Below are 20,597 nucleotides of genomic sequence, written 5' to 3' on the forward strand. Positions count from 1 at the left end.
TAGCTGCCGGTTGCGCCGCCTTCGGTGGCGGTGGTGGCAGTGGGGGTGATGGTGACGCCTGCGCTGTCGTTGTCGGTGATGGTGAGGGTGGCGGTGTTGTTGGGGGCGGAACCGACGTTGTATCCGGTTCCGGTGTTGAGGGTGACGATGACTGTTTCACCGGCATCGATAATGGCATCGTCAGTGGGGGTAACGTCGATGGTGGCGGTGGTACTGCCAGTGGGGATGGTGACGGTTCCGGAGAGTGCGGTGTAGTCGGTTCCCGAGGTGGCGGTTCCGGTGACGGTGTAGTTGATGGTGGTGTCAGCGGTGGCAGTCTCGGAGAGGGTGAGGGTAAAAGTGCCGGCGGTTGCGCCGCCTTCTGCGGGGGTGGTACCTGGGGCGATGCTGACGATGGGTGTGATATCTTCAAAGTAGGAGGTTTTGCCGTCACGTGCCCCAATCAAGGCATCTAAATCCCCGTCGTTGTCGATATCCACCAAGCTGGGGTTGGCATAAGACCCCACTTTTATAAGGCCGAAGGGGTTGGTTTGGGCGGTGGCAAAGGCAGGGGCGGTGGCGCTGCCGGTATTCTCAAAGTAGGAGGTGTTGCCGTCACTGTTCCCAATGAAGGCATCTAAATCCCCATCTTTGTCAATATCCACCAAGGTGGGGGTGGCAGAAAACCCAACATCATTGAGGCCGAAGGGGTCGGTTTGGGCGGTGGCAAAGGCAGGGGCGGTGGCGCTGCCGGTATTCTCAAAGTAGCGGATGTTGCCGTTACTGTTCCCAATGAAGGCATCTAAATCCCCGTCGTTGTCGATATCCACTAAGGTGGGGGAGGCATAAAACCCCACCTTAGTGAGACCGAAGGGGTTGACGCCAGCGGCGGCAAAGGTAGGGGCAGTGGCGCTGCCAGTATTCTCAAAGTAGCGGGTGTTGCCGAAAATCTGCCCAATGAAGGCATCTAAATCCCCGTCGTTGTCGATATCCACGAAGGTGGGGGTGGCATAAGTCCCCACATCAGCAAGACCGAAGGGGTCGGTTTGGGGGGCGGCAAAGACAGGGGCGGTGGCGCTGCCGGTATTCTCAAAGTAGCGGGTGTTGCCGTCACTGTTCCCAATGAAGGCATCTAAATCCCCATCGTTGTCGATATCCACGAAGGTGGGGGCGGCCTGACTCCCCACATCATTGAGACCGAAGGGGATGGGGACAGCGGTGTTGAAAATCGGCATAATTGTTAATCAAGGGGTAATGTTTAATGGACAGTTGAATGCGAGTTGGATTTGAGTTGGGTATGGGGGGTTGGGAATTTCCCCAGATGGGCAATTTGGGAGGCAGGAGGGGATCGGGAGGGTTTCATTGGCTCATCCATTTGAATTTAAGGGGTTAACGGTTTCACGGCTTGGCGAGACACACCAATGCCCGTTAAATAGGGCCGCAAATGTCGTTCTAAGAACTTGCTCATCGGTTGATTCTCCCAGGCGACTGATAAGGTGCAATTTTCAATTTCACTGGCGATTTGCTGTTGAATCGACTGGGAGAGCAGAGAGATTCCGCGTCCGAGTTTTTGATATTTTGCACCCACGAATAAGCTGGAGTAACGAATGGTATCGGGGGCGACGCGGTGAGTGACGATCCAGCCGATCGCTTCTCCTTGATGGCGCAATCCCAAACTATTCATCGGTTCCAGACGGGCTTCATCTAAAAAGGGATTGAGTGATGGCGGATATCCTCCTTTTTCGAGAAGAGTTTGGCGGTCTTTTGCCGTTAATTCTACCCAGGGAAAGACGGTAAAGGAATCGGGTAAGGGATACTTGTACAGCCAAGGGGCTTCGGCAATTTTGGCGGTGGTGGTTTGAGCCAGAATAAAGGTGGTTTTTGGCGGCAACCAGCCGAGTTTTTGCAACAAAGGTTCCAAGGCAAGGGTGGTCAATTCGCTGCTTTTATAAGTCATTTCAATCTGCTGACAGCCGATTTTTCTCAGTTCTTTTTCTAAGTGGTTTATCAGAGTAGTGCCGATGCCTTGCTGTTGCGCATCGGGAACGACAAAACAGGAGAGAATGCTGGCATAGGTGGTGGCGGGATTCTGGGATTCGGGGATGATTTCTGCAATAACCATGCCCACCATGCGATTGTCAATGGTGGCGGAAATGCCGATGAGTTCGCCCCGTTGTCTTTGGGTTTGCCAGCGTTTTTGCAAGCTGGGAAAAGTGAAGGCATCGTAAGGGGCAAGATTGTCTGGGGTGAGGTTGTAAACCGCTTGATATTTGACGGACCTGGATTGAGTGATTTGCTGGGGGCGCTGCCGATAGAAATACAGCGGTTTGGCTAAGTGGTAAAACTGAGTCATTTCCGACAATCGCAAACACAAATCATAATCGGGAGCCGATTGAAATTCAAGATTGAAACCGCCAACCGCTTCAAAGACTTGCCGCCGCATCAACCGAAAGTGAAAGGTGATAAAATCTCGCAGCAATGTTTCGGGGGAGTAGGGAATTGAAGCGCGATAATTTAACCCCTGCTTGTTGCCACTGGCATCCATATCGATATGGTCGGTATAAACTACTCCTAAATCGGAATCGCTGTCTAAAATTGCTACGGTTTCTTCTAGGGCAGTGGGGGCGAGAATGTCATCGGAATCTACGCAACCGAAATAGTCGCCTCGGGCGAGGTTGAAACTGGAAATTAAGGCAGGGGAATAGCCGCGATGGGGTTTGCCATAAAACCGAATGCGGGGGTCTCGTTCGGCATAAGCACGGGCAATGGATGGAGTTTCGTCTTTCGATCCATCATCCCAGATAATTAACTCCCAATCTTGATAGGTTTGCGCCAGAACCGAGGCGATCGCTTCTTCGATATAAGCCGCAGTATTGTACGCCGTCATGATTAAAGAAACTTTGGGCAAAGGGTGGGAAACTGGGGCGGTTGCTGTGGGTGCAGCAGGGGTAGCACTTGGGGGCGCGATCGCCGTTTTCACCTCGGTATTTTCAGCGGTTTTATCTGCGGCTTTTACTGCTTCCAAGAGTTGGGCTAGGTTGTGGTGCGCTTGCACGAAATCCGGTTTGAGGCGCAGGGCTTCCCGATAGCTGGCGATCGCTGCTTCAATTTCCCCTTGCATTTGTCTCGCACTGCCTAAGTTGCAGTGAGCCGGTGCTAAGCTGGGATTGAGTTCCAGGGCTTTCTGGTAACAGGCGATCGCTTCTTCCGTTTTCCCCTGAGATTGCAGGAGATTTCCCAAGTTATTGTAGGCAGCGGTATAGTTGCGATCCAGGGTAATCGCTTTACGAAAGCAAGCTACTGCTTCTTTTAATTTGCCTTGTTTTTGCAATTGCCTGCCGCGATCGAACTGCACCACTGCCATTTTGAGGGGGGGACGTTTCCGAGGCGCGGTTGTTCTGGGTTCCTCGGATTCGATAACTTTGACCTGGATTTCCGGGACTTGATGAATGCCGGGGCGGGTGGATACAATGCGTCCAGAACCCGGAAACGTCACCAATCGTTCGATGTCGTCAGTGTGAAATCCTAATGCGATCGGTTGCCGCACTCCGGGCAATACGGCAATGTCGTATAATTCTGTAACGATGGTTTCAAACAGCAGCTTGTGAACGATTTGGCCGCTGTTGAGATCGATAACCATCAATCCGCATTGAGCTTGTTGCTGCTGGGTTGAGAGGCGATCGTCTAATGCCAACCCTTGAAAGTTGTTATGTCGGGGTTTGGAAAGTCCGACAAAGGCAAAATTGCGATAAAATGCCAATCCGCGCACAAATCCGGGGCAAAAACTGACCGGGTGAAATTGTCCGGACTCCACATAGCCGAATTCACCAGTCCCGGAGTTGAGGATCCAGAGTTTCTCTTGGTAAACCCGGGGCGAGTGGGGCATGGTTAAGCCCCTGCAAACGATTTCGTTCGACCGGATATTGATAATGCAGCCGCCCTCTTGTCGCTGTTGTCGCCATTCGGTGGGACTGTCGGTTTGGGAACAGGCGCTGACATAGGCGGGTTCGCCGTCTACCATTGCCAATCCGTTGAGGTGACAGCGATCTTCGGCGGCGAGGGAGGAGATAAAGGGCGGTTGCCAAATCGGGCGAAAACTGCAGTCGCGATCGCGGGTGGCGAGACAGCTAAATTGAGTGTTGACAAACACCCAGTTCTCGTCTTTGTCTACAATCACATCGTGAGTGTTGATGTCGCCGGTGGTATAGCCGACGCGGGGAACGTAGAGTTTGTCGTATTCTAAATAATCGCTGACTCCGACTTCCGGGCGACAGAGGTTATCGAACTGCCAGATTTGATAGTGGGTACTCATCACCAGCCGTTCCGGAGTGGCAAAAAGCCCCATCGGACGGTCAAATTCGCGATCGACTGCGGAAAGTCTCCCATCGGGGTGCAATCCGATGAGGAATAACCGATTGGTTTGATAGGTGGTGAAGGCAAGGCTAATTTGCTGTTCGTGCAACCACTCTGGGAACTGCTGGGAGTGGGCAACGGTTAGGGGTTGAGACTTAGACATCAGCGGGCAACAGGAAATATCCTTTCAATGGAGGAGTGACCCTCAAAAAAGCGGAGGATGCTTTGGGTGTCAGGCGGGTTAGGGTGGAGGAAATAAGGGGAGCGATCGCCACTGTAGCCACGATTTTCCGTTCCGCTTCATCCGAGGGGTCGATGAAGGGGAATTGTCTGAAAACGGGTGTAGAAGCAGCGATCGGTGTTTGACTGATTCGCACGAACGCTAGTTGTAGCTTCATGGGTGACACAATTTTCCCTGATGACGTGAGCAAGAAATGCGGTTTGGGGTTAATTTACAGCTATTTTACTTGCATTACTATCGCAATTTTAGCCATTTTTTAGGCGCTATATCGTTAGACATATCTTGACCGATTCCTTGTCTGAATGTCAAGAGTTTCTTGGTGATAATTTCCTGATTGGTTCTGTGGCAATATCCACGGGTTGGTTGCGGGGTGCCTCGGCTTCCCCTTACCTCGGGTTAAGGGCAAAAATGCTGAATGCCTTACGAGTTAAAGGGTTGGTGGATACAAAGAGATGGATGATGCTTGCTTTATCACAATAAAACTTTTTTGTCAATCAAAAACCTGTAGCCAATTTGATGAAACTTGTAACCTAAAACTCGATACAACTCGATTGGGGGTAATCAATATTGAGGTTTAGCTAACAAATAGGGAGATTTTTATTCAAGTTGCTACCTTTCTTCTTACCTTGCCCTCGAGGTGCGTTTTCCTCCTATACGCGGTGCTACCTCTCAAATCAATAAATACCAATTAACAATGAGAAACTTTTTCTGGGAACCCTCTTTGCAATCCGCAATGGGGATTGACAATTTATCATTTTTGTGGTAATTCCTGTGGTAATTTGCGGGGGAGATAAATTAAGTATTAACAATTGAGAATTGACAATTAAGAATTAAGGCAATTCTCGATTCTCAATTCTCACATTTAGAAAACCAGGCGATGGCAGGGGGATTAAAAATCAAACTCCGTGCGAACCGTACCCACCCAAATGGTGTTATTATCGGAATTATGTTCCGGATGGGTAATCAGGAAAACGCCGGGAGTGATGTTGATATTATCGGTAATTGGATAGCGGAATAACGCCTCGAAATGCAAGGAGGTATCCTCATCTTCCCGGGCATTGAAATCATTATCCGTCACCTTGGGCGGTTGACCGACGATAAATCCGAGCAAACTGCCTTCTTTAATTAAATCCGGCACGCCCACATTCACCGTCCAATTAAACAGGGTAGCATTATCCCCTTCACTCACGCCATTATCGCTCACCCGCGCTTCTGCGTAAGACAGACCCACCCAACCGGCAATCGTGAGAGGTTGCAGTTGCCAACTGGCTTGGATGCCGAAGTGATTGGCAGAAGTAGCTATATCGTCGGTAAAGGGGCGGCGGGCATTGTTACTGCCGGTACTGCCCGAGAGATTCACCTCGCCGGCGGGATAGTAAGCATTCAGGTAAGACAGAGCGATATCGAAGGTATCTACTGGAGAAAAGGTAACTTGTGCGCTAGCGCTGTAAGGTCCATCAAACAGGCCCTTGGTGGAGGTGGGGGTAGCGGCATTGTCTGCGAGATACGCGCCGTGCAGGGAGAGGAACTCGCTGAGTGTATATTCAAACCCGATACCGGAACCGTCGGGTTGACGGAATATAGCGGGGTTGCGGCGGGCGAAGCGAGAAAGTGCCCCACTGCCACTGCTTTCAAACAAGGGATTAATCGTGGGGAGGATATCATCTTGGCCTACACCGACTGCGCCGACCCAGAGGCGGAGTCGATCGCCCACGGGGAAGCGATATTCCAGGCGATCGAGTTCAAAGGCGCGATCGCTGTCCCCATCGAACCCCAGGCGAGCCATTGCGGTGCCGGTGGTATCGTCCAACTCAGCCATTTCGATCGCTTCCAAGCGAGTTCGGAGGCGATCGCGCCCGGTAAAGCTAGTATCCAAAGTTAGCCGCATGCGGTATCCAAAAGATAACTCCGTATCTTCGCCGCCTGCAGTAGTTTCGCCGCGATCGCCAAATGCATCCACCGGTGCCATCAGCACTTCCCCGCCCAGTTTCGTGGTGGGAGAGAACTGATTCGCTTCCAGTTGTGCGGTGCGAACTTCCAATGCATCCACCCGCCCGCGCAGGGTTGCCAATTCGGCGGCAAATTCCGATTGCAGGCGGCGGATATCTACCAGTTCCTCTGGCGGTAACGGATCGATAGTATCGATGAGGTCTTGAATTCGCAGGAGACAGGCATTCAAACTGGCGGCAAATTCATAGCGGGTCATCGCCCGATTGCCGCGATAGGTGCCATCATCGTAGCCCAACAAACACTGGTAGCGCTCCGAGAGCGATCGCAACGCCTGAAACGCCCAATCCGTCGGCGTCACATCCCGCAGGTTCGACACCGAATTCACCCGTTCCAGAGGCCCTGCATCCAGATTGCCCTGAGCAGAGGGAGTCCCCGGGGGCCACAACCCTGCCGAGTCCCCTGGGGCAGGTGCCACAGAGGGGAGGGGCATTGCATGTGTTGCCAAACCCAGGAGAGCCTCAAATCCCACCCAGAGCGGAATTCCCCAGATAAAATTGCGATAGTGTTGACTCATTGTGGTAAAATCTCCTCACACCGAATTGAAGCGCGCGAAAAGCCTGGACACCCTGCAATGAAAAGCGCTGGGCTACATGATATCAGAAAAATTCCCATTTGCGGGAAATTCCCTGCCCATTCGCCGGGGAATACGAGGAATTTTTTGCCTCTACCTTACAGGTAGGGTGGGCAACTCGTTGCCCACCCTACAGGTAGTTCTTATCGGGTCAATTTGCGGAAGTCCTACGGGCGGGGAATGAATTCCCCGCCCTTGCAAACCCCCAAGCGACGATCGGCTTACGCGCCAGAACGCAACTTATCTAACACACTCCGGTCTTGCAGGGTAGAAGTATCGCCGGCGATTTCCTGACCTGCGGCCAGATTTCGCAGCAAGCGACGCATGATCTTACCCGATCGCGTTTTCGGCAAATCGTCCGTAAAGCGAATTTCCGCCGGACGGGCCAACGCACCAATCTCACTCACCACATGCTGCTTGAGCAGCTTATCCAGTTCGTCGCCAGCATCGTAGCCTTCCTCTACAGAGACAAAAGCCACGATCGCCTCGCCGCGCAGTTCGTCGGGTTTGCCCACCACCGCAGCTTCCGCCACCGCCGGGTGAGACACCAACGCCGACTCGATTTCCATCGTTCCCAGGCGGTGTCCCGAGACGCTAATCACGTCATCCACGCGACCCATCACCCAGAAATAGCCGGTTTCATCGCGCCTTGCGCCATCCCCGGCAAAATAGAAATACTGGCCATCCTTCGGCGGAATATGCTCCCAGTAGGTGCGACGGAAGCGATCGGGGTCGCCATACACCGTCCGCATCATACTCGGCCAAGGATGTTTGATGGCCAAATATCCGCCTTGATTCTCACCCACTGGGTTGCCATCCAAGTCTACTACATCGGCGATAATCCCCGGGAAGGGCAGAGTTGCGGAACCCGGTTTGGTGGGAATCGCCCCGGGTATGGGGGTAATCATAAAGCCCCCAGTTTCGGTTTGCCACCAAGTATCCACGATCGGGCAGCGTTCTTTGCCAATCACGCGATGATACCATACCCAGGCTTCTGGGTTGATCGGTTCGCCCACAGTGCCCAGGATTCGCAGGGAAGAGAGATTGCGGGCTTTCGGGTGATGTTCGCCCATTTTGATAAAGGCGCGAATTGCGGTGGGGGCGGTATAGAAAATGGTGACGCCGTATTTTTCCACCACATCCCAGAAACATCCCGGGTTAGAGGAACGAGGCGCACCTTCATACATTACCGTGGTCGCCCCGTTGGACAGCGGCCCGTACACGATGTAGCTGTGCCCGGTAATCCAGCCCACATCCGCAGTACACCAATACACATCGGTGTCTTTTAGGTCAAAGGTCCATTGGGTCGTTATGTGAGTATAAAGGTTGTAGCCGGCGGTGGTGTGAACGACCCCTTTCGGTTTGCCCGTGGTGCCGGAGGTGTAGAGGATGAAGAGCATATCTTCGCTCTCCATCGGTTCGGCGGGACATTCGCCGGATGCATTGGCTTGCAAGTCGTGCCACCAGTGATCGCGCCCGGGTTCCATGTGAGTATTTTGCCCGGTACGCTGCACTACCAGCACGTTATCTACGCTGGGCACCCCATGTTCGAGGGCTTTATCCACCTGTTCTTTCAAGGGCACGATCGCATCTTTGCGCCACCCGCCATCGGCGGTAATCACCAGTTTGGCTTCTGCGTCAACCAGCCGGTCTTTGAGCGCTTCGGCGCTGAAGCCCCCGAATACTACCGTGTGGGGGGCACCGATCCGGGCACAGGCAAGCATTGCGATCGCTGCTTCTGGGATCATCGGCATGTAAATGCCAATCCGATCGCCTTTTTTTACCCCCAGTTGCTTGAACACATTCGCCATCTGGCAAACTTCCCGATGCAATTGGGCATAGGTCAGGGTGCGCGAGTCCCCCGGTTCCCCTTCCCAAATTAATGCCGCTTTGTTTTTGCGCCAGGTGGTTAAGTGGCGATCGAGGCAATTGTAGGCAATATTAGTTTGTCCGCCCACGAACCATTTCGCATTCGGCGGTTGCCAGTCGAGTACCGTATCCCACTTTTTGAACCAATGCAGCTCTTTTTCGGCCAATTCCGCCCAAAATTTCGGCGGATCCGCTGCTGCTTTTTCGTAGAGGCGCTGATACTCGTCCAGGCTTTTGATATGCGCGTTTTGGGAAAATTCTGCCCCGGGTTGGAACAGTCGTTTTTCCTTGAGTATGGATTCGATAGTTGGTTGGGACATAGGGTTTGCTGTAATTTTAGTTACCGTTTCCAACTATTTTCCCTCTTTCTGAGCCAGAAAAATATTTAGATTTTTTTAAGTTTTTCTGGGGCGCAGGTAGGGTGGGGGCATCCCACTCGGGAAAGGGGGCAAGTCCTGGATCGCGCGGTGGGCGATCGGTTAAGCTAGCAGAGGGTGGGTTGACCCTCGCACAAGTTTATGTAATTTCACTCAAATGATCGCCTATATCTCTATCGAGTTTGGTAACGGCAATTTCGCGGACGGATTTCCCGCCAGATTGAAGCTAAATCAACATGGCAACCGAGGTTTGCAGCTTGACGGTCATCTCCCGGGAAACTCCGAGATGCCGCACTTGTTGTGCCAGTGGCAAGAGGCGTTTAAAGCTCGATTGGATAAAGGCACATCCCGCGCCAACAAGCGAAATCAAAGCAAAAACTCCAGTGAGAATGCCGCCAAAGAATTAGAACAACAGCTAAATTGCTGGCTCAACGGCGATCGCGCCGAGTGGCAACCCATTCGCCATGCGATCGCGCAGCACTTAAATTCCACAGACGACATTCGCGCAATTATTATCACCCACCATCGACAATTGCGACAGTTACCCTGGATGGCGTGGGATATCTTTGCCCAAAACCAGGTAGAAATTGCCTTGAGTGGAACCACCGATCGCGCGATTCCTCCTCTGCCGCCACCGCACCGAAAACGGGCGCGAATTTTAGCCGTTTTGGGCAATAGCGATAATCTGGATACCGATTTCGATCGCCAACAAATTGCCCGGTTACGCAACGTCGGAGGCAAAATCGAATTCCTAACACGCCCCAGCAAAGAACAGTTACTCCACAGACTGTGGAGCAACCAGGTAACATGGGATATTTTTTTCTTCGCCGGACACAGTTCCAGCGAAAACGGGGAAATCGGGTGGTTGGAAGTTAACCATCGAGAACAATTGACCATAGACCACTTAAAAAATGCTCTGTCTCATGCTATCCAAGGCGGGTTGCAAATCGCCATTTTTAATTCTTGCGACGGATTGGGATTGGCGCATCAATTGGCTAAACTGCAACTGGCACAAAGCATTGTAATGAAAGAAAAAGTCCCCGACAAAGTAGCGAAGGATTTTTTAGAATATTTTCTCACCGCCTTTGCTCGCGGTTCCTCTTTTTATGCTGCGCTGCGAGAAGCGCGGTTAAAATTAAAGGATTTTTGGCAAACAGAGTATCCGGGAATTCAGTGGGTGCCGGTTATCTATCAACATCCAGCAATGGAACCGCCCACCTGGGGTGAATTGCGCGGGCGCAACCAACCGATCGCCGTTGCGCCTCAACCCTTGGCGGGAGGAAAGTGGTGGGAGTTGTGGCGGCAATTTTTCGCCCGATCGGATGCGCCATATCGCAAAGATTTGCTCAAAAAAGTTAATGCAGAAATCGAGAGTCGGTTAGAGCAATCTTTGCATGGAGGGTTGTTGACAAATGTGGGGAAAGAGCATCAACTACAGCAGGTGAAGCGACAGTGGGATGTGGAGGTAAAAGTGGGCGATCGCACCCCCGAGATGTTGCCCGATTGGATGGATATTGTGGATGTGTTTGATAAAGAGAGTATTGGGGGAAAATTGCTGATTTTGGGTGCTCCCGGTAGCGGGAAAACCACCACGTTGTTGGAACTGGCACGAGAATTGTGCGATCGCGCGATGAAAGTCGCAACAGAACCGATGCCAATTCTCTTAAATCTCGCCACTTGGCAAGAGGATACCCAAGGAATCGGAGACTGGATCGCGGTTGAACTTCAGAATAAATATGATATTAAGCCAAAACTTGGCAAACAATGGCTGAAAACGGGTCAGTTGTTACCCTTGTTAGATGGGTTGGATGAACTGGAATCCGGGCGACAAGAACCCGGCGTGAGAGCAATTAATCAATTTTTGCACGGCGAAATGCGATCGCCCGCCCTGGTGGTTTGCAGTCGGCGCGAAGCATACGAGCGATCGGACATTCAATTACACCTGAATGCTTCTATCTGCTTGCACCCCTTGAACCACTCGCAAATCAAAGACTATTTACAGATAGTAGATAGAGAGAAAATATGGCCAAAAATTCAAGGCGATCGCGCTTTGTTCAAATTAGCCCGAGTTCCTTTATTTTTGAGCGCGATCGCCTTAGCTTATCGTCATATTTCCCTACAACATTGGCAGCAATTAACCACCAATGAATCCCGCCAGGAGTATTTACTCGATACTTATATTCAACAGATGCTAGAGCGACCCCTTAAACCCCTCCGTTTCCCGCACAATCGCCCCCCCAGTGCTAAGCAAACCCGGCATTTTCTCATCTGGTTGGCGAAAACACTAGACCGCTTTTCCCAAACAGAATTGGCTAACTTTGCCATTGAAGACATGCAACCCCTGTTGCTGCCGAATCTTGTCAATCGACGCCTGTATCGGTTCGGCGTTTCTGCCATTTATGGATTAATCGCTGGCGGAATCATTAGCGGAATTCACGCCCTTGTGTTTCTGGGGAATCACATTCAACTCTCTGCCATTGTTTGGTTTTTTCTCTTGGTCGTAATCGCCCTATTTTACGGATTTTTCTTTGGCCTTTGGGTATTTTTAACCTTTGGCAAAGAGCTGCACATCAAACCCGTTGCCACTCTCCTCCAGTCTAAGGTAAAAATTTTAAAATCTATCGGGGTGGGATTGATTTGTGGACTAATATCATGGCCAATTGTGAAGGTTATTTTTTGGATTTTGCCGGGATTTGCCGGATTGCCTTTGCCCTACTGGATAATTCCACTAATGGGGCCAGTTTTCCTGTTGACTTTTGAAATAACCAGTCCGGAAATCGAACGTCCCAAACACCCAAATCAAGGAATAAAGCAGTCGTTCAAAAATGCTCTGTTTTTTGCGGTTTTGGGGGCAATCTCGATGGGAGGAATTGCTTTTCTGGCACGCAAGCATCTGTTTGCAATGTTATTTGCCCAAACCGAGGCGATCTCCGCTGTTTCACTCTCCCTTGCAGACACCGTGCAAATTGTTTCGATTGGCATGGCGATCGGGCTATTTTTAGGTCTGTCCCCAGCAGGAACCGCCTGCATTCAACATTTTACCCTGCGCTTGATTCTCTATTGGAAAGGGTATATTCCCTGGAATTATGCCCGGTTTTTGAAATATGCCACCCAGCGCATGTTCTTGCAAGAAGTGGGCGGACGCTATCGGTTTATTCACAAGTTACTGCAAGAGCATTTTGCCCGCATGAATTTGCGGTAAATTCGCCGCCGATGAGTTCAATCACCGCCTAGTAGCTAAATTCGGTTAAAACCCGACTAAAACCATTACTAAACAAGCAAACAATCCGAGCTATTTTCAATGAATATCTGTCAAACGAATTAGTCCGCGTCGGCGGACTTGGCCTGCCTAGGCGCGATTTTAATCGCTTTTTATTAACAAGCAAACAATCCGAGCCATTTGAAATGAATAAATGTCAAACGAATTAGTCCGCGTAGGCGGACTTGGCCTGCCTAGGCGCGATTTTAATCGCTTTTTATTTTTTACTCAGTTTTAACTTAAGTTTGCGTCGTCTTTCTGCTACAATCAATTAAATACCCCTTTGCCAATACCAGCCATGACCATCCTGCAAACCAAACAACTCTCCTTAAATGAAGTTCATCGCCTGTTAAAAATCCAGAAGCACTCTCCTGCTGCTTCATTCAGCGATTTATTATCCCTAGAACCGCTCAGCGAATTCGAGCAGCAGGAACTGGCTCAAATTCGCGAGGATTTTGAAAACTACCTTTATAGCGAGAAAGTTTCCGAAGGATTGGTGAAAGCACTGACCACGTTTCCCCTGATGCGGTTGGCGGGATTTTATCGCAGTCCGATTAAGATTAGCTTAGAAGAAGATATTGCGGAAATAACCATTGAGGATGAAGACACCAAAATTACCGGGCGCTTGGATATTTTGGCGGTCAATCGAGAAAAAGCCATGAGCAGCACAGATGTCTCGTTTTGGGTATTGGTCATCGAAGCGAAAAATAGTGGATTTACGGTTTATATGGGCTTACCTCAATTGCTGGTTTATGCCTTTAAAAATCTCAGTGGGCAAGAATCGGAGTGGGGATTAACGACGAATGGAATGCACTATCAGTTTGTGTATATGCAGCAGGGAAATCCGCCCAGTTATCAGCTTATGCCAGAACTCAATTTAATGAATCCCGAGGCGGCGATGCAATTGCTGCAAGTGCTCAAAGCGATTTGCCAATTATGAAATTTTGCGATCGCGCTACTGTTTCCAATGCAGCCCGATCGCGTACACTAGGAATTGTCCCGTTGCTGATATCCAGATGGCTTTTTATCTTGGCATTGACTTCGGCACCTCTGGAGCGCGCGCGATCGCGATTGACGCGGGCGCGGAGATTCAGACGATCGCGCACTATCCCCTAGACACCCAAACCCCAGAAAGCTGGCAAACCGCCTTATTTGACCTATTGGAGCAAATTCCGGTAGAAATCCGGCGAGAGATGAAGGCGATCGCCATTGATGGCACCTCCTCCACGGTCTTGCTGTGCGATCGCACGGGAACCCCAGTTGCCGAAACCATCCTCTACAATGATGCCCGAGGAAGTTCGGTAATGGACAGCTTGCAAACCATTGCCCCGCCGAACCATCCCGCCATCAGCGCCACCTCTAGCTTGGCAAAACTGCTGTGGTACGCGCGCCACGACAGAATCCATCATTCCGCATTCCATCGCGTATCTACAACCGGGCTATTTTTCCTGCATCAAGCGGATTGGCTGAGTTTCCTGCTGCACGGGCAAATCGGCATTAGTGACTATCACAACGCCCTCAAACTCGGCTACGATCCGCAAGTCGGCTTTTATCCCAGTTGGTTGCTCGAAGGAATTGCGCCATTATTCCAGAAAGTCTTACCCTATTTGCCGCATATTGTCAAGCCCGGAAGCCGGATTGGGGAAGTCACCGCAGAAATGGGCGATCGCTTCGAGTTGCCGCCCGAGTGCTATGTCTGCGCCGGTACCACTGACAGCATCGCCGCCTTTCTCGCCAGTGGTGCGCGAGAACCCGGGGAAGCCGTGACCTCCCTCGGTTCTACCTTAGTCCTCAAACTGCTGAGTCGCGATCGCGTGGATGATGCGCGCTACGGCATTTACAGCCACCGCCTCGACCCCCCCGCCCTTCCCGCCCGCCAAGGCACCTTATGGCTCACCGGCGGCGCATCCAATACCGGGGGCGCGGTATTGCGGCAATTTTTCACCGATACAGAGCTCACGGAACTGAGCGCCCAAATCAACCCCGATCGCGAAAGTCCCCTGCAATATTACCCCCTCATCTTCCCGGGCGATCGCTTCCCCATCAACAACCCCAACTTACCCCCACGCCTCGATCCGCGTCCCGACACCCCCGCCGAATTTCTCCACGGCCTACTCGAAAGCATTGCCCGGATTGAAGCGCGCGGCTATCAACTGTTGCAAGAACTGGGAGCCACCACCCTCAAACAGGTGTACACTGCCGGCGGTGGAGCCAAAAACCCCACCTGGACAGCGATTCGACAGCGCTACCTGAGAGTCAATGTGGCCACATCTGCCAACACGGAAGCCGCCTACGGCACTGCATTGCTGGCCTTGAAATCCGACCCGCAAGTGCGCGATCCCCTTTCCCGATAGACCCAAAAAACCATAACCCCCGTAGACCCCATCTGTTTGAGGCAGAACCTCCGAATGCCCGTTCCCAGCATATGCTGGGAACGGAGACTGAACGAGACGTAGCATTTTGGTGGGTGATGCCCCGGCGTCGTCCATTGGGTGCGGCGCATCACCCACCCTACGCGGGAGAAATCCTCAATTCTCTAACTCCCAAATTTTGATCGTGTTGTCATTCCCACCACTCACCAGCACTCTGCCATCGGGATCCATTGCCAGAGCAAACACGGACTTTTCGTGACCGGTCAAATTGTCCAGCACTCTGCCGGTGGCGATATCCCACAGTTTCACCGTGCGATCGTCACTCGCACTGGCAACCGTGCGCCCATCGGGGGTGACGGCGATCGCGTACACCGGGAAATCATGCCCGCGAAGGGTTTCGAGCAATTCCCCGCGCGCCACATCCCAAATTTTCACCGTATTATCGTAACTACCGGTGACCAACAGTTCCCCATCCGGGGTAAACGCCACGGAACTCACCCAGTCATCGTGGGCGGGAATCGTCGCCAGCAATTCGCCATTAGACGCATCCCACAAGCGCACGGTGCGGTCTAATCCGCCACTGGCGAGGGTAGTGCCATCGGGACTAAATGCCACCGCATCCACGCCATCCTCGTGGCCCGACAGGGTGCGAATCACTTGGCCGGTATTCACATCCCACAATTTAATCGTCCGATCCCAACTGGCACTGGCGACAATCTCGCCGTTGGGACTAAATGCCACGGATTTCACCCCTTTATCGTGACCGTAGAGGGTATAGAGAAGCTGTCCGGTTTCCATATCCCACAGATTCACAGTGGTGTCATCGCTACCACTGGCGAGGAGTTCCCCACTCGGACTCACCGCTAGCGCCCTCACATCATCTAAATGCACCTGTGCGGTGTATTGCAGTTCCCCAGTGCTGAAATTCCAAAACTTAATCGTATCCTCATTGCTGCCACTCACCACCACCGGCGCATCCGGACTCACCGCTACCGCAAAAATCGGAAAGGCGCGATCGCCCAGAGTTTTTAGCAATTGTGCATTGGTGGGTTGCTGTTGGGCAAAAATCGGGGGGGCGCTCATCCCCACTGCAAAATGAACGGTAGAAACCGTTGCCATTCCCGCAACAACCATCGCGCCAAATTTTTTCCAGGAGAAAGACTGTAAGATCATCTGTGATTGGTGAAAAAATAAACCTTCAATTTACATTGAATCCATCGCCGATCGCAGGCTAAAAACCTCCGCCAGCGTTTTTCCGTCGCGCTTCACTGGGATAAAGTTCCATCCGGGGGTTTTTCCTGCCACTTTTGCCACTCCTGCTGCAAATACTTGGCCCATTCTAGGGCAAGAGAAACTTGGGTAAACGGAATTCGCGCGGCGCTATCCGGTGGGGACAATAAAAATTCTAAGTAGATGCGACCACCGTTGAGAGTTTCGGGCGGTCGTTCCAGGTCCACCGGCTGTTCGTCCACCCACATCTTTATCGATTTTACCGCTTGCAGGGAAAATCCGCTTAAATCCACCGGACCGCTACGGGTGGGTTTTCCCCAAGTAATGCGATCGCCACGCTGTCCGAGTACCGCATAAATATCGTACTTCGCGCGATCGAACTGCTGCGCCCAACTGCGATAGGCTTCCACTTTCTGATATTCGTTCCAACCCGCCCACGCCAACCCGATAAACAGGGCCAGCAACGGCAACCAAATTAAACCTCTTTCCATTCTTTTCGTGTAAGTGGTAGATCCTGCCTTGTCGCGGGAAAAAGGGGCATTTTTGACCCATATTTTCGCCCCTCCACCCGCAAATTCTAGTTTAATTTTTCCATAGGCGCTGTGCGCGGATCGATAATTTTCTGTCCCCCCCGGGGAAATTTAATCGCCAAAGAAATTTTACCTGCCGAACCGAAAACATGGGACACTTCTCCCGCGCCAAAGGTATCGTGAATCACCAAATCCCCCACGTTCCAATCCACCGCCCCCGCCGCCGCACCTTTACCCCGGTTTCCGGTGGGAATGCGGCGCTGGCGGCGCGGTTTAGCCACGGCATTTCCTTGCAGCAATTCGCGCGGTAATTCGGCTAAAAATCGCGAAGGACGAGTGGTTTCGTAGGACCCCCACAAGCGCCGTTGCGCCGCATGAGTCAAAAACAATCGTTCTTGGGCGCGGGTAATTCCCACATAACAGAGTCGTCGTTCTTCTTCTAATGCCCGGGCATCGTTCAGACTGCGGAAATTGGGAAATAATCCGTCTTCCATGCCCACCATAAACACTACTGGAAATTCTAACCCTTTGGCAGCATGTAAGGTGAGTAACGAAACCGCTTCTTCCCCTTCTCCTAAGCTGTCTAAATCGCTGGCGAGAGATGCATTGGCGAGAAACCCCGCTAAGGATTCGTCTTCTTGTTCCTCGGCGTATTGCATGATGGCGCTATAAAGTTGTTCCACGTTGCCGATGCGATTTTCGGCTTCGTCGGTTCCTTCGTTTTTCAAGGCAGCAATATAGCCGGAATCGTCAATGACGCCTTGGACGATTTCTAGGGCGGGTAAGGTGTGGGTTTCGGCTTGCCAGTTTTTGATGATTTGGGCAAATTCAATCACCGATTTGGCGGACCTTCCGGCAATGGTTTTCACCGAGGTTTCATCCCTGATAATTTCCCACAAGGGGACGCCGAGTTCTTGGGCGACGGCTTCGAGTTTGTCGAGGGTGGTTTTGCCGATTCCGCGTTTGGGAGTGTTGATAATTCTTCGCAAGCTAATGCTATCGGCGGGATTGGCGATCGCTCTGAGGTAGGCTAACACATCTTTGACTTCTTTGCGATCGTAAAATCGCAGTCCCCCCACAACGCGATAGCGCAGGTCCGTCCTGACCAATACATCTTCAAAGGGTCGCGATTGCGCGTTGGTGCGATATAAAATCGCAAAGGCGTTTAAGTCTAATTCCGGATGCTGGGCGTGCAGCATCCGAATTTGATTCACCACAAATTCCGCTTCGTCGATTTCGTTTTCGGTACGGTGGGATAAAATGGTTTCGCCTTCCCCTCGGGTCGGGCGCAGCACTTTTTCGATGCGTTCGGTATTTTTTTCAATCAGTTGGTTGGCCACTTGCAGGATGTTTTCCCGCGAACGATAATTCTCTTCGAGTTTGATTAAGGTTTGGGTCTCTTCGTCGGGCAATCCATCGCCAAAGTCTTGCTGAAATTCCAGCAAAATGGTAAAATCGGCCATGCGAAAACTGTAAATTGATTGGTCTACATCGCCGACGACAAAAATCGAGCGATCGCTCCATTGATTAAAGGATTTTGCCGGTTCCCCGTTGGTGGCCAGCAAGCGAATTAAATCATACTGGGTGCGGTTTGTATCTTGATATTCATCCACTAAAATGTGATGAAACTGTCGGTGCCAGTAGTCTAGCACGGTGGAATTTTTCCGAAACAGTTCCACGGGAATCCGAATCAAATCGTCGAAGTCGAGAGCGTTATTTGCTGCTAGCCCATCTTGATAGCGGTTGTAAACTTCGGCGATAATCCGTCCCCGAGGGTTCGGTTGGTCTTCCACTACATCGCGCGCGGTCCAGCCTTTGTTTTTCGCCCCACTAATTTCGTAGCGCACTTTACGCGGATTGAATTTTTTGTCATCCAAATTCATCTGTTTGGTGACGATTTCTTTGATTAGGCTTTTCGCGTCGCTTTCATCAAAAATGGAGAAGCTGCGAGTCCACTCGCGACCATTTTCGTCTTTATATTTGTCGATATCGTAGCGCAAAATTCGGGCGCACAGGGAGTGGAAAGTGCCGATCCACAGGGGTTTGATGGTGCTTTTCCACACCCGCGATCGCACCTGGGTTTGTTCCGCCGGTTCCAACGCCACCAACGGCTTTTCGTATTTTTGCAGAGCATAGGCATCGGCAAATATCTTTTCGATCCGTTCCTTCATCTCCCGCGCCGCTTTATTCGTGAAAGTCACCGCGAGAATATTGTCCGGATGGACTTGCTGGGTGCGTATCAGATTGGCAATCCGATAGGTCAGCGCCCGAGTTTTGCCAGAACCCGCCCCCGCCACCACTAGCAAGGGACCGCAAAAGTGTTCGGCGGCGCGTCGTTGGTTGGGGTTGAGTTGACTGAGAAAATCAATTGTGATTGGGGTCATCGTTGAACCGGAGAACTGCGCTAGGGGCTTGATTTGCGATCGAGTCGCCTTTCGATTTTACCGAAATTTGGCTTCGCCCGATCGCCTTTTATGGATGCCCGGGAAAATTTCCCCCCAAAATATCCCGTCACCACCGCGATCGCTTCCCAGAATAATCCTACCCCCCTCAGAGGATACAAATAAATCTTTCCCAATTTCCGGGAAACTTCCCTCATCCAAAACATCTAATTTGCGTAATTTACCCGAGGACAACGCATTGCCAAGGGCGATTTTTTTAATAATTCTTCACGGAAAAAGCGTGACAAAACCGACCCAACTGTAGTAAAATAATAAATAAAAATTCCACATTAGGGCGCAGCCATGACTCGTCGAATCTTGTCAATTTTAGCAAGCATCTCGGTGCTGTGTGCTGCATGTGAAAGCACGCCAGTCGCACAAAAACCTTCTCCTTCTTCAGCAACCCCCAACAAAACCGAAACCGCCAGCACCGCATCGGAAAATACCCCCACCGTTTCCCCATCACCTTCCCCCTCGGCATCGGAAAAAACCGCCGATCGCCTATCCCTGACGCAGAGTGCGGAAGCGGCAACCCTTTCCGAACCCCTCCCCGCCGACAATCCTCCCACCCCAGCGCCAAGGGAGATCGCACAAGATAGCACCAGTCCCATCGATGCCACCCGAATTTTAGACCAACAGGTCATCCTTACCCCTACGGAAGTAGAGGAAATGCTGGAAGAATTAAAGGCAGAAACCACCATCGAAGGGATTAAATTTAATCTGCCCGAGCATATTTTATTTGAATTCGATAAATACCAGGTTCTCGCCGCCGCCAAACCCTCGTTAGAGAAAATTCATCAACTATTGCAGCACTTCCGCGACGCGCAACTGTTCGTGTACGGGCATAGCGATAGCAAAGGGGACGAACATTACAACCAGCAGCTTTCCGAAAAAAGAGCCGCCGCCGTTAAATATTATTTCGTGAATCAGTTTGATGTAGAACTCACGCGAATTCAAACCAAAGGAATGGGGGAAAGTCAACCGATTGCGGACAATTATAAGCCAGATGGCACGGATAATCCCGAGGGAAGAAAAAAGAATCGTCGGGTTGAGTTTATTATCAAAACCGAACGACGGGCGATCGCCTCCTTATCCCCGTCGGAATTGTTTCAAGAAGGTCTCAATACCGCGATGAATGCGGCGGTTCTGACACAAAAGGCAAATACAGCGCCAGCTTGGCAACAGGTTACCACTCAATGGGAAGAAGCGATCGCGCTAATGCAAGCGGTTCCCGAATCCAGCGCCAATCACCAAACCGCTCAACAAAAAGTAATTGAATATCAAAAAAACCTCAATTACGCCCGCCAAAATGCCGAATAGCTGCGCTTTACCCCCATCAAAGGGAGGGTGGGCAATGCCCACCCT

The 20,597-nt window shown here is 51.5% G+C and carries 13 protein-coding genes; 5 read left to right on the forward strand and 8 right to left on the reverse strand.

Going from position 1 to position 20,597, the window contains the following annotated elements; genetic code table 11:
* From LKK83_RS26800 to acs, 5 genes are all read right to left on the reverse strand, one after another.
* Positions 1-1,214 (reverse strand): FG-GAP-like repeat-containing protein (locus LKK83_RS26800; RefSeq protein WP_324634536.1); only part of this gene is annotated, 1,214 nt, incomplete at its 3' end.
* 146 nt (positions 1,215-1,360) lie between these two features.
* Positions 1,361-4,495, reverse strand: coding sequence for a TIGR03032 family protein (locus LKK83_RS26805; RefSeq protein WP_324634537.1), 3,135 nt, complete (start codon positions 4,493-4,495; stop codon positions 1,361-1,363).
* Positions 4,488-4,730 (reverse strand): hypothetical protein, encoded by a 243-nt coding sequence (locus LKK83_RS26810; RefSeq protein ID WP_324634538.1) that lies wholly within the window; start codon positions 4,728-4,730, stop codon positions 4,488-4,490. The genes LKK83_RS26805 and LKK83_RS26810 overlap by 8 nt, the downstream gene beginning before the upstream one ends.
* 732 nt (positions 4,731-5,462) lie before the next feature.
* Complete coding sequence (locus tag LKK83_RS26815; RefSeq protein WP_324634539.1) at positions 5,463-7,097, reverse strand: iron uptake porin; 1,635 nt, start codon at positions 7,095-7,097, stop codon at positions 5,463-5,465.
* Between the two features lie 278 nt (positions 7,098-7,375).
* Positions 7,376-9,343: an acetate--CoA ligase gene (gene acs / locus LKK83_RS26820; protein WP_324634540.1), complete on the reverse strand. Its 1,968-nt coding sequence runs from the start codon at positions 9,341-9,343 to the stop codon at positions 7,376-7,378.
* 214 nt (positions 9,344-9,557) lie between these two features.
* Between acs and LKK83_RS26825 the strand changes: the two genes are divergently transcribed.
* From LKK83_RS26825 to LKK83_RS26835, 3 genes are all read left to right on the forward strand, one after another.
* Entirely contained in the window at positions 9,558-12,602 is a 3,045-nt protein-coding gene (locus tag LKK83_RS26825; RefSeq protein WP_324634541.1) for a CHAT domain-containing protein, read from the forward strand.
* 355 nt (positions 12,603-12,957) lie between these two features.
* The gene (locus LKK83_RS26830; protein ID WP_324634542.1) at positions 12,958-13,599 is read left to right on the forward strand and encodes a restriction endonuclease subunit R; all 642 of its coding nucleotides are present in this window, start codon (positions 12,958-12,960) and stop codon (positions 13,597-13,599) included.
* 76 nt (positions 13,600-13,675) lie between these two features.
* Entirely contained in the window at positions 13,676-15,013 is a 1,338-nt protein-coding gene (locus tag LKK83_RS26835; RefSeq protein ID WP_324634543.1) for an FGGY-family carbohydrate kinase, read from the forward strand.
* A gap of 174 nt (positions 15,014-15,187) precedes the next feature.
* Here LKK83_RS26835 and LKK83_RS26840 read toward each other — a convergent pair whose 3' ends face one another.
* The 3 genes from LKK83_RS26840 to pcrA form a co-directional block, all read right to left on the reverse strand.
* Positions 15,188-16,204 carry a WD40 repeat domain-containing protein gene (locus LKK83_RS26840; protein ID WP_324634544.1) on the reverse strand — a complete coding sequence of 339 codons (1,017 nt, stop codon included), beginning with the start codon at positions 16,202-16,204 and terminating at the stop codon, positions 15,188-15,190.
* A 92-nt stretch (positions 16,205-16,296) separates the two neighbouring features.
* The gene (locus tag LKK83_RS26845; RefSeq protein ID WP_324634545.1) at positions 16,297-16,752 is read right to left on the reverse strand and encodes a hypothetical protein; all 456 of its coding nucleotides are present in this window, start codon (positions 16,750-16,752) and stop codon (positions 16,297-16,299) included.
* Positions 16,753-16,838: 86 nt separating this feature from the next.
* On the reverse strand, positions 16,839-19,175 hold the full coding sequence (gene pcrA, locus LKK83_RS26850; RefSeq protein ID WP_324634546.1) for a DNA helicase PcrA: 2,337 nt from the start codon (positions 19,173-19,175) through the stop codon (positions 16,839-16,841).
* Positions 19,176-19,208: 33 nt separating this feature from the next.
* Between pcrA and LKK83_RS26855 the strand changes: the two genes are divergently transcribed.
* A complete protein-coding gene (locus tag LKK83_RS26855; protein ID WP_324634547.1) occupies positions 19,209-19,358 on the forward strand; it encodes a hypothetical protein in 150 nt (49 codons plus the stop codon).
* Between the two features lie 177 nt (positions 19,359-19,535).
* Positions 19,536-20,552: an OmpA family protein gene (locus LKK83_RS26860; protein WP_324634548.1), complete on the forward strand. Its 1,017-nt coding sequence runs from the start codon at positions 19,536-19,538 to the stop codon at positions 20,550-20,552.
* Positions 20,553-20,597: the final 45 nt, after the last annotated feature.

Origin of the sequence: Phormidium sp. CCY1219 (genome assembly GCF_035615515.1) — a bacterium.
GTDB lineage: Bacteria > Cyanobacteriota > Cyanobacteriia > Cyanobacteriales > Laspinemataceae > CCY1219.

Excerpts from the sequence above, each read along its gene's own strand:
- LKK83_RS26805 (WP_324634537.1), bottom strand. The coding sequence starts at position 4,495 with ATGTCTAAGTCTCAACCCCTAACCGTTGCCCACTCCCAGCAGTTCCCA.
- LKK83_RS26810 (WP_324634538.1), bottom strand. The coding sequence starts at position 4,730 with ATGAAGCTACAACTAGCGTTCGTGCGAATCAGTCAAACACCGATCGCT.
- LKK83_RS26815 (WP_324634539.1), bottom strand. The coding sequence starts at position 7,097 with ATGAGTCAACACTATCGCAATTTTATCTGGGGAATTCCGCTCTGGGTG.
- acs (WP_324634540.1), bottom strand. The coding sequence starts at position 9,343 with ATGTCCCAACCAACTATCGAATCCATACTCAAGGAAAAACGACTGTTC.
- LKK83_RS26825 (WP_324634541.1), top strand. The coding sequence starts at position 9,558 with ATGATCGCCTATATCTCTATCGAGTTTGGTAACGGCAATTTCGCGGAC.
- LKK83_RS26830 (WP_324634542.1), top strand. The coding sequence starts at position 12,958 with ATGACCATCCTGCAAACCAAACAACTCTCCTTAAATGAAGTTCATCGC.
- LKK83_RS26835 (WP_324634543.1), top strand. The coding sequence starts at position 13,676 with ATGGCTTTTTATCTTGGCATTGACTTCGGCACCTCTGGAGCGCGCGCG.
- LKK83_RS26840 (WP_324634544.1), bottom strand. The coding sequence starts at position 16,204 with ATGATCTTACAGTCTTTCTCCTGGAAAAAATTTGGCGCGATGGTTGTT.
- LKK83_RS26845 (WP_324634545.1), bottom strand. The coding sequence starts at position 16,752 with ATGGAAAGAGGTTTAATTTGGTTGCCGTTGCTGGCCCTGTTTATCGGG.
- pcrA (WP_324634546.1), bottom strand. The coding sequence starts at position 19,175 with ATGACCCCAATCACAATTGATTTTCTCAGTCAACTCAACCCCAACCAA.
- LKK83_RS26860 (WP_324634548.1), top strand. The coding sequence starts at position 19,536 with ATGACTCGTCGAATCTTGTCAATTTTAGCAAGCATCTCGGTGCTGTGT.